The organism is Pectobacterium peruviense, from assembly GCF_002847345.1.
Lineage (GTDB): Bacteria > Pseudomonadota > Gammaproteobacteria > Enterobacterales > Enterobacteriaceae > Pectobacterium > Pectobacterium peruviense.
This window is the reverse complement of the sequence record NZ_LXFV01000013.1, coordinates 188687-204156: the sequence shown is the minus strand read 5'-3', so window position 1 is coordinate 204156 and position 15470 is coordinate 188687. Positions and strand designations below refer to the sequence as shown.

Annotated in this window: 14 protein-coding genes; 13 read left to right on the top strand and 1 reads right to left on the bottom strand. The window is 52.0% G+C overall.

Annotated elements, in window-relative coordinates; genetic code table 11:
- The first annotated feature begins 138 nt into the window (after positions 1 to 138).
- Positions 139 to 528, top strand: coding sequence for a hypothetical protein (locus A0G03_RS12045; RefSeq protein ID WP_048263303.1), 390 nt, complete (start codon positions 139 to 141; stop codon positions 526 to 528).
- An 82-nt stretch (positions 529 to 610) separates the two neighbouring features.
- On the opposite strand, the gene A0G03_RS12040 is transcribed toward A0G03_RS12045, so the two are convergent.
- Positions 611 to 1507 carry a LysR family transcriptional regulator gene (locus A0G03_RS12040; protein ID WP_048263299.1) on the bottom strand — a complete coding sequence of 299 codons (897 nt, stop codon included), beginning with the start codon at positions 1505 to 1507 and terminating at the stop codon, positions 611 to 613.
- Between the two features lie 142 nt (positions 1508 to 1649).
- Here A0G03_RS12040 and A0G03_RS12035 point away from each other — a divergent pair, with 142 nt between their 5' ends.
- From A0G03_RS12035 to A0G03_RS11975, 12 genes are all read left to right on the top strand, one after another.
- Positions 1650 to 3200, top strand: coding sequence for an ABC transporter substrate-binding protein (locus A0G03_RS12035; RefSeq protein ID WP_048263296.1), 1551 nt, complete (start codon positions 1650 to 1652; stop codon positions 3198 to 3200).
- Between the two features lie 68 nt (positions 3201 to 3268).
- Positions 3269 to 4153: a dihydrodipicolinate synthase family protein gene (locus A0G03_RS12030; RefSeq protein WP_048263293.1), complete on the top strand. Its 885-nt coding sequence runs from the start codon at positions 3269 to 3271 to the stop codon at positions 4151 to 4153.
- A gap of 102 nt (positions 4154 to 4255) precedes the next feature.
- Positions 4256 to 5209, top strand: a complete 954-nt coding sequence (locus A0G03_RS12025) for a nucleoside hydrolase (RefSeq protein WP_048263290.1) — start codon at positions 4256 to 4258, stop codon at positions 5207 to 5209.
- A 1-nt stretch (position 5210) separates the two neighbouring features.
- Complete coding sequence (locus tag A0G03_RS12020; protein WP_048263286.1) at positions 5211 to 6182, top strand: nucleoside hydrolase; 972 nt, start codon at positions 5211 to 5213, stop codon at positions 6180 to 6182.
- Positions 6182 to 7159 carry an ABC transporter permease gene (locus A0G03_RS12015; RefSeq protein ID WP_048263282.1) on the top strand — a complete coding sequence of 326 codons (978 nt, stop codon included), beginning with the start codon at positions 6182 to 6184 and terminating at the stop codon, positions 7157 to 7159. The genes A0G03_RS12020 and A0G03_RS12015 overlap by 1 nt, the downstream gene beginning before the upstream one ends.
- Positions 7156 to 8064, top strand: a complete 909-nt coding sequence (locus A0G03_RS12010) for an ABC transporter permease (protein ID WP_039294453.1) — start codon at positions 7156 to 7158, stop codon at positions 8062 to 8064. The genes A0G03_RS12015 and A0G03_RS12010 overlap by 4 nt, the downstream gene beginning before the upstream one ends.
- A gap of 39 nt (positions 8065 to 8103) precedes the next feature.
- The gene (locus A0G03_RS12005; RefSeq protein WP_048263279.1) at positions 8104 to 9903 is read left to right on the top strand and encodes an ABC transporter ATP-binding protein; all 1800 of its coding nucleotides are present in this window, start codon (positions 8104 to 8106) and stop codon (positions 9901 to 9903) included.
- 412 nt (positions 9904 to 10315) lie between these two features.
- On the top strand, positions 10316 to 11014 hold the full coding sequence (dgoR, locus tag A0G03_RS12000) for a D-galactonate utilization transcriptional regulator DgoR (protein WP_048263276.1): 699 nt from the start codon (positions 10316 to 10318) through the stop codon (positions 11012 to 11014).
- The gene (locus tag A0G03_RS11995; protein WP_048263274.1) at positions 11011 to 11907 is read left to right on the top strand and encodes a 2-dehydro-3-deoxygalactonokinase; all 897 of its coding nucleotides are present in this window, start codon (positions 11011 to 11013) and stop codon (positions 11905 to 11907) included. The genes dgoR and A0G03_RS11995 overlap by 4 nt, the downstream gene beginning before the upstream one ends.
- On the top strand, positions 11891 to 12508 hold the full coding sequence (locus tag A0G03_RS11990; RefSeq protein ID WP_011095876.1) for a 2-dehydro-3-deoxy-6-phosphogalactonate aldolase: 618 nt from the start codon (positions 11891 to 11893) through the stop codon (positions 12506 to 12508). The genes A0G03_RS11995 and A0G03_RS11990 overlap by 17 nt, the downstream gene beginning before the upstream one ends.
- Positions 12505 to 13653 carry a galactonate dehydratase gene (gene dgoD, locus A0G03_RS11985; protein ID WP_005976723.1) on the top strand — a complete coding sequence of 383 codons (1149 nt, stop codon included), beginning with the start codon at positions 12505 to 12507 and terminating at the stop codon, positions 13651 to 13653. The genes A0G03_RS11990 and dgoD overlap by 4 nt, the downstream gene beginning before the upstream one ends.
- A 476-nt stretch (positions 13654 to 14129) precedes the next feature.
- Positions 14130 to 15419 (top strand): MFS transporter, encoded by a 1290-nt coding sequence (locus tag A0G03_RS11975; RefSeq protein WP_048263271.1) that lies wholly within the window; start codon positions 14130 to 14132, stop codon positions 15417 to 15419.
- Positions 15420 to 15470: the final 51 nt, after the last annotated feature.

The window sequence follows — 15470 nt, the reverse complement described above, 5'->3', positions numbered from 1 at the left end:
AGCCATTTTCAAGCTAAACTCAATGGCAGATCGCATTAATGAAAAATAATTCTATTATTTCTTGATGTTAGTTTATTCGCAGTTACTATAATTCCTTTTCTTAATACCAATTTTTACGGATTTTATAAGAGGTTATATATGTCAAAATCCCCTTTTTATCTTGAAAGGTCATGTATCAAAACATTGTCAGCAGTAGAAGCAGAAAGAAATCGCTCAAATCAGCATGAATTTAATGGTGTTAGAGCACTGAAGAATATTTTTGGATTAGATAGATTTAAACAGGATGCTTTGTTTTTTATAAGAGGTGAGAGTGTAAATTGTATAGAATCTGTTACCTGGTATGATGCCAGAGAAGAGCACAGCACAAGAACAGAACATAGACTATATTTTAGTGGGAATATTGTGATGGATAAGGCTCAGGAAGGAGATAATATTGTAATCGGTTTTGATAAAAATAATAAAATCAATATAATATTAATTAAGAGAGGCACTCTTGAACATAAAGGTAATATACCTAATTGGGAGTGAGTTTGTTTTTTATATAAAATAATAACCCTGAAATTCATTATTCAATAAATACATTAATAAAAATAAAGGCTTCGGCTGGAAATTATTTTAATGCCAGACTCTCCGCTATTTTTTCTTTCATAACCTGAGTGATGTGATTAACCACTTGGCTGCGAGGAATTTGTGGGGGATATACCGCGCAATACGCCATTTTTATATCAGGATTGAAAGGCTTAACGATAACCGGAGAAGGGCTGTTCAGCGCAGTAATAAAATCCACGACCCCGATACCGACGTTTCTTGAAGCCAGCACGCAGCAGTTAACCATTGAGGTTTCGATAGGGTTATGCAGATAGCTCTGTTCTTTTCTGATGGCAATATCGAGCTGTGCCCGTAGCGGCGTGGTTCTGCCCGGCAAAATGGCGCGGGTGCCAGCCAGATCGACAAGCGTAATTTCATCCGCTGTGGCAAGGGGGTGATCCACCGCTAACACCGCGACAGCACTGGCGTCCGCCAGGGGTTCGGCTTCCAGCCCTTTGATGCCCGGCTGGCCAAAAATAAAACCAACGTCATAGTGATTTTCAGAAATAGCATTCGTTATGCGGCTGCTGCTTTCGATGTCTAAAAACAGGGAAAGATCGGGGTATTTCTTGAGTAAAGTAGGGAGAACCTGGTCTGAGCAAAGAAACGAGAGCGCCTGAACGGCAGCGATGCGCAGTATGCTGCCTCTGGCGTGGCGAATTTCATCGGCAATCATCCCGATATGATCCAACCCCAGATAAAGACGCTCCACTTCCCGATATAGCTTCATCGCCTCAGCGCGCGGAATCAGGCCGCGTCCGTCTCTATCGAACAGCTTCAGATTCAGTGCGTCTTCAAAGTCTTTAATGAGCCGACTGACCGCGGGCTGGGTGATGAACATCATGTTGGCGGCAGCGGTGATGCCTCCGGTGAGGATGACTTTATGAAAGGCTTCAACCTGACGGGGATTGATACGCATGCTCGTCACCTTAAAACATAACATTTAGTTATCAATTTAACACAAAATGCAATTTTTCATTATCCAATCTGGCGCATAGACTCACAATCATAAGATTTAATACACTTCATCAGTACTCAATCATGGAATAGAGGGTTAGTGAATGAAGAAATCAACGCTGGCGTTATTGTTTACCGTTTTATTTTCATCTTCACCTTTGGTTTATAGCGCGGACCTGAATATCGGTTTGGCTTCCTCCACCACATCAATGGATCCGCAGTTTTATGTGAGTGGGGCGAATAGCGCAATGGCGCGCAATATTTTTGACGGTTTGGTTGTACAGGATGAAAAACAGCAGATTGCACCTGCCCTGGCAACCAGTTGGAAAGTGATTGACGACAAGACGTGGGAGTTTGTATTGCGTCCTGGCGTTAAGTTTCACGACGGCAGTGATTTTACGGCTAAAGATGTGATTGCCAGCATTAAGCGTGTTGCGCTGGCATCAAAAAACAGCCCTAGTTCTTACGCACCTTACGTCAGCGACATTGCTGAAGTAATAGAAGTTAATCCACTAACGGTGCGGATAAAGACAAAAGAGGCTTCGCCACTGCTGCTGAATAATTTAAGTCGGATTTCCATTTTACCGGCCCGACTTGAGAACGTCCCAACGGAAACGTTGAATTCAGGAACAGATGTGATTGGTACAGGGCCATTCAAATTTGTTTCCTGGGTGCCGGACGACCGGGTAGTCCTTAGTCGTAACGACGATTACTGGGGAGGAAAAGCAGAGTGGGACAACGTTACTGTCCGTGTATTTAAAAACAGTAGTGCACGTGTAGCAGCAGTGTTATCCGGTGATGTGGACATGATTGAAAACGTTCCAACAGCCGACAGCAGTAATATTGAAAAAAATAAGCAGTTAAAAACGATTTCAACACCAGGGAATCGTGTTATTTACCTTCATATGGACCAGCAGCGAGATGAATCACCGTTCGCTAAAGGTCCTGATGGTAAAAACCCATTACTAAAAAAAGAAGTACGCCAGGCGATGTCTTTAGCTCTTAATCGTCAGGCAATCGTCGACCGTGTGATGGAGGGGCAGGCTGTTGTTGCTTCTCAGCTTGTACCGAAGGGGTACCTAGGCTATTCCGCTTCCATTCCTGCGCCGGTTTATAATCCGGAGAAAGCCAAACAGGAACTGGCAGCGGCGGGTTACCCCGACGGCTTCACGCTGACCTTCCACGCGTCGAACGATCGTTATCCTAATGATTCTAAAATTGCTCAGGCCATTGGCCAAATGTTCACACGCGTCGGCATCAAAACCGAAGTGGTTACGATGCCCGGCAGTGTGTACTTCTCACGTGCGTCCCGTCTCGAATTCAGTTTGATTATGGGCGGGGCCGCGATTGAAACCGGGGAAGCTTCTGGAGTATTGGGGCCATTGCTAGAAACCTTTGGCCCCAATGCAGGACAGGGTAATCGTGGTCGCTATTCCAATCCTGTCTTTGATAAAACGCTGAACGAAGCACGTGTCACGCTGGATGAAACCAAGCGTGATGCGCTGCTGGCAGAGGCGATGAACATCGGTATGAACGATTTAGGTGTCATTCCGGTGATGTTCCTGTCCAACACCTGGGCGATGAAAAAGCAGTATACCTATGTGGGCCGTTCCGATGCCTACACGCTGCCGTACTTCGTCCGTTCCGCGAAATAGTTACCTTTCAGTTATGATCCAAAAGGGGTGAGGCTTCACCCCTTATTACCAATAACAAGGAGAGCGGTGTGAATACGTTTAGCGGTGTTTTTCCCTATCTGGTGTCACCCGTCAGGCCCGATGGTCAGGTTGATAAGCCTGTGTTGGCGCAACTCACTGAGCATCTGATTCAATGCGGTGTGCATGGCGTCGTGCCGTTAGGTAGCACCGGTGAATTTGCCTATCTCTCTGCGGCTCAGCGTCTGGATGTGGTCAAAACCGTCATTGAGACGACGGCGGGTCGTGTGCCGGTGATCGCCGGTGTCGCTTCCACAACGATTCAGGATGCCGTTGAACAAACGAAACGCTACGTTGAACTCGGTGCAGATGGCATTCTTGCGGTACTCGAAGCCTATTTTCCACTGAAAGACGAAGGCGTCGAACAGTATTTCCGCGCTATTGCCGAAGCCGCACAGGGCAAACCGGTTGTGCTTTACACCAATCCTCAGTTCCAGCGCTCCGATTTGAGCTTGCCCGTTATCGAACGCTTGAGTCATGTCAGTAATATCCTCTATATCAAAGACGCCTCGACGAATACTGGGCGTTTGCTGTCCATCATTGAACGTACCCGTGGCCGGATGGACGTGTTCTCCGCGTCCGCTCATATTCCCGCCTGTGTGATGCTGATTGGCGGTGTGGGTTGGATGGCTGGCCCGGCGTGTATCGTTCCCAAACAGAGTATTGCTTTGTATGAAGCCGCCCGTGCGGGTGACTGGAACAAAGCAATGGAGCTTCAGCGTCCGCTGTGGCGCATCAATGAAATCTTTGCCCGTTATTCCATTGCCGGCTGTATTAAAGCGGCGCTGCAATTGCAGGGATTTGCCGTAGGCGACCCGTTGCCGCCTCAGCAACCGCTGGATGAAAAGGCGCGTAAGGAGATCGCTGACGTTTTAGCGTCTGTCGATTCCCTCTAACGCAAACCAGATTTGTTATTTTTCACGCTGTAGAGGTGTGGGGTTTTCTGCACCTTGAAATTTGGCAGTACCTATTAAAAAGAGAAAAGGAATCATCAGGGGATGAGCGCGTTACCTATTATTATTGATTGTGATCCGGGGATAGATGACGCCATTGCGTTATTAAGTGCATTTGTGGCGCCAGAGTTGGATATTCGCGGCATTTGCACGTTGTGCGGTAACCAGTCGCTGGAAAAGACGGTGCGTAATGCGCTGCAAATTGTTGAGCTGGGTCAGCGCATGGATATCCCTGTTTTCGCTGGCTGCCACCGGCCGCTGTTGCGTGAACCCATTCATGGCCAGTTTCACGGCGAAAGCGGACTGGGCCAGACGGTGTTGCCCGCACCGCAAAAACAGGCCGAAGCGCAGCATGCCGTGAGTTTTATTATTGAGCAGTGTCGGCAGGCGATAGCTGACGGCACGACGATCACGCTGTGTACGTTGGGGCCATTAACCAATGTGGCGATGGCGCTGCGTATGGCACCCGAGATTGCCGACGGTATTGCGCGCATTGTGATGATGGGCGGCGCGTATCGGGAAGCGGGCAACCGCAGCCTGACATCTGAATTCAATATGATTGCCGATCCGCAGGCCGCGAAGGTGGTATTTGACTCGTCGATTGCCCTTGTTGCGCTGCCGCTGGATGTTACGCATCAGGTGATTTTAACACCGGAATTAGTGGCACGTTTCGTTGCGCTATCTGGGCGAATTTCCGCGCCGCTGGGTGAAATGATGGCGTTTTGGGATCGTAATGATATCCGTCGCTATGGTTCACGCGGTGGTCCGCTACACGATCCGTTGGTCATTGCCTGGGTTCTGGCGCCGCACTGTTTCACGACGGAAAAAGCCAGCGTTTACATTGAGCAGGAAAGTGAGCTGTGCATGGGGCAAACCGTTGCCGACTGGTATGGAAAAACCGATCGTCAGCCGAATGTGGATGTGGTGACAGGGGTTGATGCCAAACAGGTTGTCGAGCTGTTTGCTGACCTATTGAGCCGCTACAGAGAGGGTGTCTGACATGGTTCGAGAGCGCATTATTATTGATACCGATCCCGGCGTTGACGATGCAATCGCCATCTGGCTGGCATTGGCATCGCCCGAATTAGACGTGCTCGGTATCACCGTTGTAGCAGGTAATGTGCCGCTTGAAGCGACGTTGCCAAATGCGTGCAACGTTGTTGGCCTGACGGGCAGAACCGATGTACCCATTTTTGCTGGTGCCTCGCGTCCGCTCATTCGCGATCAGGTGTTCGGTAAGTACGCCCATATCGGCGAATTTTCTTCTGAGTGGGTGCCGCAGAGCACGTTATCGCCGGAACAGGAACACGCCGTCGATTTTCTAGTGCGGATGACGCGTCAGGCCGCTGCCGACAATAATCCGATCACCATTTGTTCACTCGGCCCGATGACGAATCTGGCGTTGGCGCTGTGTTTCCACCCTGATGTCGCACGCGGCATCAAACAGATTGTTTCCATGAGCTGTGCCTTTACCGCGATGGGGAATCGCGTGCCGTGGGCAGACTTTAACGTCTATGCCGATCCGCATGCGGCGGAAATCGTATTTTCCTCCGGTGTTCCCGTTGTCGTCATGCCGTTGGATGTGACCTTTCAGGCACTGATTCAGACAGAACAGGTTGATGACATCGAACGCAGCGGCGGTGCGCCGGGTAAAGCGATGGCGGCACTGTTGCTTATGTTTGACCGTAACGAGGTCGAACGCTTTGGTCGTGAAGGTGGACCGATTCATGATGCGACCGTCATTGCATGGCTGTTGAAGCCAGAGCTATTCAAGTCAAAATACGCGCGTATCGGGGTCGAGGTTTCCGGTAAGACCGCGGGTTACGTGTTCGCCGATTTTTATAACAAGCTGGGTGAGTCTGCGAATGCGCTGGTCATGCGGGAAATCGACGAACAGGGATTTCTTGGGCTGATTGCTGACCGTCTGCGCCACTACGATGTTGATACATTAAACGGTTCTGGGGGGCGCTGATGATAGCCTACCTGCTGAGCCGAATCGGACAAACGCTGCTGACGCTTGCTGTTATGTCGGTGCTGGTGTTTGTGGGTGTTTATCTGGTCGGTAACCCGGTCGATATGCTGTTGGGCGCAACAGCCACGCCAGCGGAACGGCTGGCGGTGATTCAGTCCTTTGGTCTGGATAAGCCCGTCTGGGAACAGTACGGGCTGTTTGTCTGGAACGCCTTTCATGGCGATATGGGCAAGTCTTTTATCTTTAACCAACCCGCGCTGACGCTGATTTTTCAGCGGATGCCCGCGACGCTCGAACTGGCGATGGTAGCGTTCGTCATGGCGCTGGTTGTCGGTATCCCGCTGGGGATTTACGCTGGCCTGAAGCCGGACAGCGCGGTGTCCAAATCCATCATGACCTTCTCCATTCTGGGCTTTAGCCTGCCCACGTTCTGGATCGGGCTGGTGATGATCATGCTGTTCAGCGTGAAGCTCGGCTGGCTGCCCTCGTCGGGCAGGGGCGATACGCATGATCTATTGGGTATCCCGTTCAGCTTTCTGACTCGCGACGGCCTCGAACATCTTCTCCTGCCTGCGTTTAACCTCGCGCTGTTTAAAATCTCGCTGGTCATCCGCCTGATGCGTGCGGGGGTGATGGAATGCCTGCAACAAGATTATGTGCAGTTTGCACGCGCGAAGGGGCTGTCAGAAATCCGTATCGTGCTGGTGCATGTGCTGCGCAACACGCTGATTCCCTTAATTACCGTGCTGGGTCTGGAGCTGGGATCGCTGATCGCGTTCGCCGTCGTCACGGAAACCATTTACGCCTGGCCGGGTATGGGCAAGCTGATTATCGACTCGATTGCTGTGCTCGACCGTCCGGTCATCCTTGCTTACCTGATGATTACCGTCGTGATGTTCAGCGTGATTAACCTGCTGGTCGATTTGCTGTATGTCATGGTCGATCCGCGTGTGCGGCTGGAAGGAGACAAGGGATGACAGGCAATACGATACACCAGCCCGCCGTCGTGCAAAAAACCGTACATCCAGTGATGCGCGTGGTGATGGCGCTGATCAACGATCGGTTGGCGCTGTGTGGGCTGATTATGTTGGCGATTTTTGTGCTGCTGGCGCTGCTTGCCCCACTTCTGTCGCCGCAGAATCCCTACGATCTGATGCAACTCGACATCATGGATGGTCGGCTTGTGCCGGGTTCCTCCAGTATGGCGGGCATGACGTACTGGCTGGGGACGGACGATCAGGGGCGCGACCTGTTCAGCGCCATTCTTTACGGCACTCGCATCAGCCTGATAGTCGGCTTCTCTAGTGCGGTGTTTGCGCTGCTGATTGGTGCCTCACTGGGCCTGATTAGCGCCTACGTCGGTGGAAAAACGGATGCCACGATCATGCGCATCGTGGATATCCAACTCAGTTTCCCTCCCATCCTGATTGCCCTGATCCTGTTGGCAGTGTTGGGGCAAGGGGTCGATAAAATCATTATGGCGCTGGTGGTAACCCAGTGGGCTTACTACGCGCGGACGATTCGCGGCTCGGCGCTGGTGGAACGTCGCCGCAGCTATGTGGACGCCGCGCGCAGCATGGCGTTGTCCAACCGCCGCATTCTGTTTCGCCATATTTTACCGAACTGTCTGGCACCTCTGATCGTCGTCGCGACGATGCGCATCGCTTACGCCATCATGTTAGAAGCCACGCTCTCGTTTCTGGGGATTGGGCTGCCTGTGACGGAGCCGTCGCTGGGGCTGCTGATCTCAAACGGTTTTGAGTACCTGATGTCGGGCGATTATTGGATCAGCTTCTTTCCGGGGCTGACGCTGTTGCTGCTGATTGTGGCGATCAATCTGGTGGGGGATGCGCTACGCGACATCCTCAACCCACGGAATTAATCAGTGGGAACGCCCATGGAAATAAGGGGTAACGAACACATGACAGCGCCGATTATGTCCGTTTCGCATCTGACCACTGCCTTTCAGGTGAACGGCGAGTGGATGAATGTGGTGCGGGATTTATCCTTCACGATTGGCGAGAAAGAAACGGTCGCCGTGGTGGGGGAATCCGGCTCAGGAAAAAGCGTGATGGCGAAATCGATCATGCGCTTGCTGCCACCCGGCCAAAGTCGGACTGAGGGGCAGATTTATTTCGGCGACACTGAACTGTTGTCGCTTCCCAATAAAGCGATGCAGGATGTGCGCGGCAACCGCATTGGCATGATTTTTCAGGAGCCGATGACCAGCCTGAATCCGGTCTTGCCGATTGGCTACCAGATTACGGAAGTGCTGCGCCGTCATCGCGGCATGGGGAAAGCCGAAGCACGCGCCGAAGCGATACGACTGCTGGAAAAAGTACGCATTCCGGCGGCCAAATCACGGCTGAACGAATATCCGCAAAGTTTCTCCGGCGGGATGCGCCAGCGCGTGGTGATTGCGATTGCGCTGGCCTGTCACCCGAAGCTGTTGATCGCCGACGAACCGACAACGGCGCTGGATGTCACCATTCAGGCACAAATTCTGACGCTGATAAAAACCCTTCAGGAAGAAGAAGGGATGTCGGTGCTGTTTATTACCCACGATATGGGCGTGGTGGCGGAAGTCTCTGACCGCACGCTGGTGATGTATCAAGGCGAAATGGTAGAAAATGCCGTCACGCGGGAAATCTTTCATCATCCGCAACAGCCCTATACCCGCATGCTGCTGTCTGCCGTGCCCAAGCTTGGCTCGATGTCCGGCAGCGCATGGCCGCAGCGCTTTCCGCTAGTGGATCTCAAGACAGGCGAGCGCCAGCCAGTGCCGGATGCGGTGAATACGGTGTCGGGCGAGGAACCGGTGCTGACGGTAAAAAATCTGGTCACCCGATTTGATATCCGATCAGGGTTTTTCCGTCGGCTGTCTGGGCGGGTTCATGCGGTGGAGAATGTTTCGTTCGAGCTTTGGCCGGGAGAAACGCTTGCGCTAGTTGGCGAATCGGGCTGTGGTAAATCCACCACCGGTCGGTCGATTATTCGTCTCAACGACGCCGTCAGCGGTGATATTCAGCTTCTGGGAAAAAATATCCTGACGGCGGATAAGCATGCGCTGATCGATTCACGGCGACAGATTCAGATGGTGTTTCAGGACCCGTATGAAAGCCTGAATCCGCGTATGCGGATAGGGGAAGCGATTGCCGAACCGATGCTGCTGCACGGGCTGGCGACCCGACAAAATGTGAATGCGAGAGTCAGCGCTCTGTTGGAACAGGTGGGTTTATCCGGCGATATGGCCACGCGTTTCCCGCATCAGTTCTCTGGTGGGCAGCGGCAGCGCGTATGTATTGCCCGCGCACTGGCGCTGGAGCCGAAAGTGATTATTGCCGATGAGTCGGTGTCGGCGTTGGATGTGTCCGTCAAGGCGCAAGTGATCAACCTGATGCTGGATCTCCAGCAGAAGCTCGGGCTGTCATTCCTGTTTATCTCGCACGATATGGCGGTTGTCGAACGTATCAGCCATCGCGTAGCGGTGATGTATCTTGGCGAAATCGTGGAGATCGGCCCACGTTCGGCGATCTTCGACAATCCGCAGCATGACTACACTCGGCGTTTGATTTCTGCGGTGCCTGTGCCTGACCCGGACACCCGTCCGGTGCGTAATATCACCAATGATGAACTGCGCAGCCCGGTACGCGCCCCCGATTTCCATCCTCCGGCACGCAGCTATAAGCAGGTCGGAGAGGGACATTTTGTTCTGGAGTAGGTGGCACTTAGCCATTATCTGAATTTGCCATTAATGACGGTTCTGTTACATGCGCATTGCGTAGGGTTTGAACCGTCATTCTTTTTCTTCTGATCTCTCTGCTTCCTTTCTTTCTTTCTTTCTTTCTTTCTTTCTTTCCTTATCAATACTGCTGGCGTGCTTTTGTCGCCTTCCCGCCTCGCGCGCTCAATTCCTCTGATGTTGAAATCCGGTAATACATGATGTTGCCAAATTGTATTTATTGTCCGTTTTGTGATCCAGATTGTAGTACAACACGCATTAATGGTACTACAATCAAGCCAAGAAAAGAGGGAATGATGCGGTTATTGTGCAACAGTTCGACGACGTCAGGCGGCATGGCGGGTAAAGTAAGTGCAGTGATATCAATCCGTTTTGTCTCGTTGAGGTGATGATGAATAAGCAGGAATTAAGCAAAACCGACCGCATCATTCTGGATATTGGCCAACAGATCGTTGGTGGGAAATACGCTCCGGGTATGCCGTTACCCGCAGAAGCTGAGCTGTGTGAAGAATTTCAGACCTCGCGCAACATCATTCGTGAAGTGTTCAGAGCGCTGATGGCGAAAAGGCTGGTGGAAGTGAAGCGGTATCGCGGCGCGTTTGTGGCTGCGCGTAATCAGTGGAATTACCTGGATACCGACGTTCTGCAATGGGTTCTGGCAAGCGACTACGACCCACGCTTGATTAGCGCGATGAGCGAGGTGCGTAATCTGGTGGAGCCGACGATTGCTCGTTGGGCTGCCGAACGCGCGACCTCAAGCGAGCTGGCGGTGATTGAAGCGGCGCTGAACGACATGATTTCCAACCATCAGAATCGTGATGCGTTCAATGAAGCAGATATTCGCTTCCATGAGGCGGTGCTGGCGGCGGTGCACAATCCCGTGCTACAGCAGTTAAGTGTCGCGATCAGCTCGTTGCAGCGTGCGGTGTTTGAACGCACCTATATGCCAGACGACGACAACATGCCACGGACATTGCGTGAGCATCAGGATCTCTACGATGCCATTCGGCATCAGGATATTGAAGCAGCAGAGCGGGCGGCGTTGACCATGATTGCCAGCTCGACCAAACGGTTAAAGGACATTACATGAGTGAAAGCTATATCGCCGTTGACTGGGGTTCGACCAACCTACGGGCGTGGCTGTATCTGGATGGCGTCTGTATCGACAGCGTGAAATCTGAAGCGGGCGTCACGCGTTTGAACGGCCAGACACCGCAGCAGGTTTTTCAGCAGATCGTTGCGCCGTGGCAACAGCACAACGTGCCAGTTGTGATGGCGGGTATGATCGGCAGCAATGCGGGCTGGCTTTCCGTGCCTTATCTGGCATGCCCGACTCCTCTGACGGATGTTGCCCATCGGCTGACGCGCGTGGAAGAAGCCCAGCCGCTAGCCGCCTGGATCGTGCCGGGGCTGAGCATTGCGCAGGACGATAACTGCAATGTGATTCGTGGTGAAGAAACCCAGTTGATTGGCGCGTATAGCGAATGTCCTTCCTCTCTTTATTTGATGCCGGGAACCCACTCGAAATGGGTTCGGGCCGATGACAGCACCGTGCTGGATTTCCGCACGGTAATGACCGGTGAATTGCACCATCTACTGATGACGCAGTCGTTAATCGGCGTGGGGCTGACTGAACAGCAGCCGTCTCCCGATGCTTTCCAGAAAGGGCTGGAACTGGGCTTTGCCGACGACAACATTATCCGTTGCCTGTTTGAAACCCGTGCGGCGCATGTGCTGGGGCGTCTGGATAAAAGCGCCGTTAGCGACTGGCTGTCCGGGCTGCTGATTGGCAACGAGGTCTCACAAATGCAGCGCCACTATCAGGTGGCGGCGGGAGATACCATTACATTAATCGGCTCCCCTGCGCTGACAGCGCGCTACGAAAAAGCATTACAACAAGCTGGATTGCGCTGGCAGCAGCTGGACGGCGATCGGGCTTTTCAGGCAGGAATAAGGAGCATTGTTAATGAGTTGGAATACTAATCTTCCCTTGATTGCGATTCTGCGCGGTATCACGCCGGATGAGGTGCTGGAACATATCGCGGCGCTACTGGATGCCGGATTCGATGCGGTGGAGATCCCGCTGAATTCGCCGAACCCGTATGAAAGCATTCAACTGGCGGTGGAGCATTTTGGCGATCGCGCCCTGATTGGCGCAGGAACGGTATTGAAAGCCGAATATGTCGACAAGTTACAGGAAATTGGCAGCAAGTTAGTGGTCACCCCCAATATCTCTCCTGAGGTGATTCGTCGGGCGGTGGGTTACGGAATGACGGTGTGCCCAGGCTGTGCCACCGCGACGGAAGCCTTCACGGCGCTGGATGCGGGTGCGCAATCTCTGAAAATTTTCCCGTCATCGGCGTTTGGACCGGACTACATCAAAGCGCTGAAAGCGGTATTGCCAAAGGACGTTCCCGTCTTTGCCGTCGGTGGCGTCACGCCAGAAAACCTGAAGGATTATCTTAGTGCGGGCTGCATCGGTGCCGGGTTAGGCAGCGATCTGTATCGAGCCGGTCAGTCGGTTGAAGTTACCGCGCAAAAAGCACATGCATTTGTTAACGCCTATAAGGACGCTGTTCAATGAAAATTACCAAAATCACCACGTATCGGCTGCCGCCACGCTGGATGTTTCTGAAGATTGAAACCGATGAAGGCATTGTCGGCTGGGGCGAACCGGTTATCGAAGGCCGCGCACGCACCGTTGAAGCCGCCGTTCACGAGCTGTCTGACTATTTGATTGGGCAAGACCCGGCACGTATCAACGATATCTGGCAGGTGTTATACCGCGCGGGCTTCTACCGTGGCGGCCCGATCCTGATGAGCGCCATTGCTGGTATTGATCAGGCATTATGGGACATCAAAGGCAAGGCGCTGGGTGTACCGGTTTATCAGTTACTGGGCGGGTTGGTGCGCGATAAGATCAAGGCCTACAGCTGGGTCGGCGGCGATCGTCCTTCCGAAGTGATTGCGGGCATCAAGAAGCTGACCGAAATTGGCTTCGATACCTTCAAGCTGAACGGCTGTGAAGAGATGGGCATCATTGATAACTCGCGCAAAGTAGATGCGGCGGTGGCCGTGGTTGCTGAAATCCGCGAAGCCTTTGGTAACAGCATCGAGTTCGGTCTGGATTTCCACGGTCGTGTTGATGCGCCGATGGCGAAAATCCTGATCAAAGAGTTGGAACCGTACCGTCCGCTGTTTATTGAAGAGCCGGTGCTGGCTGAACAGGCGGAATACTATCCTCGTCTGGCTGCACAAACTCACCTGCCGATTGCCGCGGGCGAGCGCATGTTCTCACGCTTTGATTTCAAACGCGTACTGGCTGACGGCGGACTGGCAATTATTCAGCCTGACCTGTCGCACGCGGGCGGTATTACTGAGTGCTTTAAAATTGCTGCAATGGCGGAAGCCTACGATGTTGCGCTGGCACCACACTGTCCATTAGGTCCAATTGCACTGGCTTCCTGTTTGCATCTCGACTTTGTTGCGCGTAATGCCGTATTGCAGGAGCAAAGTATGGGCATTCATTATAATAAAGGTGCCGAGCTGTTGGACTACGTCATTAATAAAGAAGACTTTGCTATGACTGACGGCCATTTCTATCCATTAAATAAACCGGGCCTCGGCGTGGAAATTAATGAAGAGCTGGTTATCGAACGTAGTAAAAATGCGCCAGACTGGCGTAACCCGGTATGGCGTTATCCTGACGGTGCTGTCGCCGAGTGGTAAGACCCGTCATGCCTCAAGCTGCATGGGTGTTGAATAACCGGTAATACATAACGCATTTCCCCGGCGCAATGGAATAGAACAGTCATGGATTATCACGAAATCGATTATTTCGTGAGGGATTACTGTTTTATTTTTTCTGGGTCGGGGAATGTAATCTTCCACTTATCATGAGTACGCCACCACCGGGATTATTAAAATAAAACGCCATTATAAATAGGGAAATATAGTGAGCGGGCGCAGTTATTTATTTCATTAGAAAAAATAAAGCATACCAACTGCTGGTGTTGTTGAACATTAAAAATAGCGGGCAACAAATGTATACCCTAAATAATTCGAGTTTCAGGAAGGCGGCAAGTGAGGGAGTCCCGATGAGCTTACTCAAGTAAGTGATTCGGGTGACTAAGCGAAGCCAACGCACATGCAACTTGAAGTATGACGGTTATGGTAGTCCGTTTAATAAATAACAGGAACATAAGATGGATATGACATTAACTACCCGTCCTACAAAACGGCGTTATTTCACCTTGCTGATGATTTTTATTACGGTCGTCATCTGCTACGTGGATCGGGCCAACCTGGCTGTGGCGTCGGCACATATTCAGGAAGAGTTCGGCATTACAAAAACACAAATGGGTTATATTTTTTCCGCGTTTGCCTGGACCTATACGTTATGCCAAATACCCGGCGGCTGGTTCCTTGACCGCGTCGGCTCAAAGGTTACCTATTTTATTGCCATCATGGGATGGTCGATTGCCACGTTACTGCAAGGTTTCGCCACAGGTCTGGCATCGTTGATTGGTTTGCGTGCCGTGACCGGGCTGTTTGAAGCGCCTGCGTTTCCGACGAATAACCGTATGGTGACCAGCTGGTTCCCTGAGCAAGAACGTGCTTCTGCCGTTGGATTTTATACGTCAGGGCAGTTTGTTGGTCTGGCATTCCTTACGCCATTACTCATCTGGTTGCAGGAAATCCTAAGCTGGCACTGGGTGTTCATTGTTACCGGTGGCGTTGGGATTGTTTGGGCAATGATCTGGCATTTCGTTTATCAGCCACCGAAGAAAAGTAAAGGCATCAATCAGGCTGAGCTGGATTATATTGCCGAAGGCGGCGGTATTGTTGATGGTGATGCGCCGAGCGACAAAAAAGCACGTACGCCATTGACGGCGGCTGACTGGAAACTGGTGTTCAACCGTAAACTGGTGGGCGTATATATCGGGCAGTTTGCCGTAACCTCTACGCTGTGGTTCTTCCTGACGTGGTTCCCTAACTACCTGACGCAAGAAAAACACATTAGCGCACTGACCGCTGGTTTTATGACGACGGTACCTTTCCTGGCGGCGTTCGTTGGTGTGCTGCTGTCTGGATTTGTTGCGGACCGTCTGGTGCGTAGCGGGAAATCGATCGGTCTGGCGCGTAAAACGCCGATTATCTGTGGCCTGTTGATTTCAACCTGCATCATGGGAGCGAACTACACGAACGATCCGGTATGGATTATGACCTTGATGGCCGTAGCATTCTTTGGTAATGGCTTTGCCTCCATCACCTGGTCACTGGTGTCGTCGCTGGCTCCCATTCGTCTGATTGGCCTGACGGGCGGGGTATTCAACTTTGTCGGCGGTCTGGGCGGTATCACGGTACCATTGATTATCGGTTATCTGGCACAGGATTATGGTTTTGCTCCCGCTCTGACCTATATTGCTGGCGTGGCGCTGGTCGGCGCGCTGTCTTACATCTTACTGGTGGGTGAAGTGAAGCGTGTAGGATAACTCTCGTCACTTGCGTGCAGTAGGGTTCGGGCGAAAGCCATAAAAAAACGG

What these genes read in the sequence shown, in the direction of transcription:
- A0G03_RS12015 (WP_048263282.1), top strand. Translation starts at nt 6,182, where the DNA reads ATGATAGCCTACCTGCTGAGCCGAATCGGACAAACGCTGCTGACGCTT.
- A0G03_RS11975 (WP_048263271.1), top strand. Translation starts at nt 14,130, where the DNA reads ATGGATATGACATTAACTACCCGTCCTACAAAACGGCGTTATTTCACC.
- A0G03_RS12020 (WP_048263286.1), top strand. Translation starts at nt 5,211, where the DNA reads ATGGTTCGAGAGCGCATTATTATTGATACCGATCCCGGCGTTGACGAT.
- dgoD (WP_005976723.1), top strand. Translation starts at nt 12,505, where the DNA reads ATGAAAATTACCAAAATCACCACGTATCGGCTGCCGCCACGCTGGATG.
- A0G03_RS12035 (WP_048263296.1), top strand. Translation starts at nt 1,650, where the DNA reads ATGAAGAAATCAACGCTGGCGTTATTGTTTACCGTTTTATTTTCATCT.
- A0G03_RS12005 (WP_048263279.1), top strand. Translation starts at nt 8,104, where the DNA reads ATGACAGCGCCGATTATGTCCGTTTCGCATCTGACCACTGCCTTTCAG.
- dgoR (WP_048263276.1), top strand. Translation starts at nt 10,316, where the DNA reads ATGAATAAGCAGGAATTAAGCAAAACCGACCGCATCATTCTGGATATT.
- A0G03_RS12025 (WP_048263290.1), top strand. Translation starts at nt 4,256, where the DNA reads ATGAGCGCGTTACCTATTATTATTGATTGTGATCCGGGGATAGATGAC.
- A0G03_RS11995 (WP_048263274.1), top strand. Translation starts at nt 11,011, where the DNA reads ATGAGTGAAAGCTATATCGCCGTTGACTGGGGTTCGACCAACCTACGG.
- A0G03_RS12010 (WP_039294453.1), top strand. Translation starts at nt 7,156, where the DNA reads ATGACAGGCAATACGATACACCAGCCCGCCGTCGTGCAAAAAACCGTA.
- A0G03_RS12045 (WP_048263303.1), top strand. Translation starts at nt 139, where the DNA reads ATGTCAAAATCCCCTTTTTATCTTGAAAGGTCATGTATCAAAACATTG.
- A0G03_RS11990 (WP_011095876.1), top strand. Translation starts at nt 11,891, where the DNA reads ATGAGTTGGAATACTAATCTTCCCTTGATTGCGATTCTGCGCGGTATC.
- A0G03_RS12040 (WP_048263299.1), bottom strand. Translation starts at nt 1,507, where the DNA reads ATGCGTATCAATCCCCGTCAGGTTGAAGCCTTTCATAAAGTCATCCTC.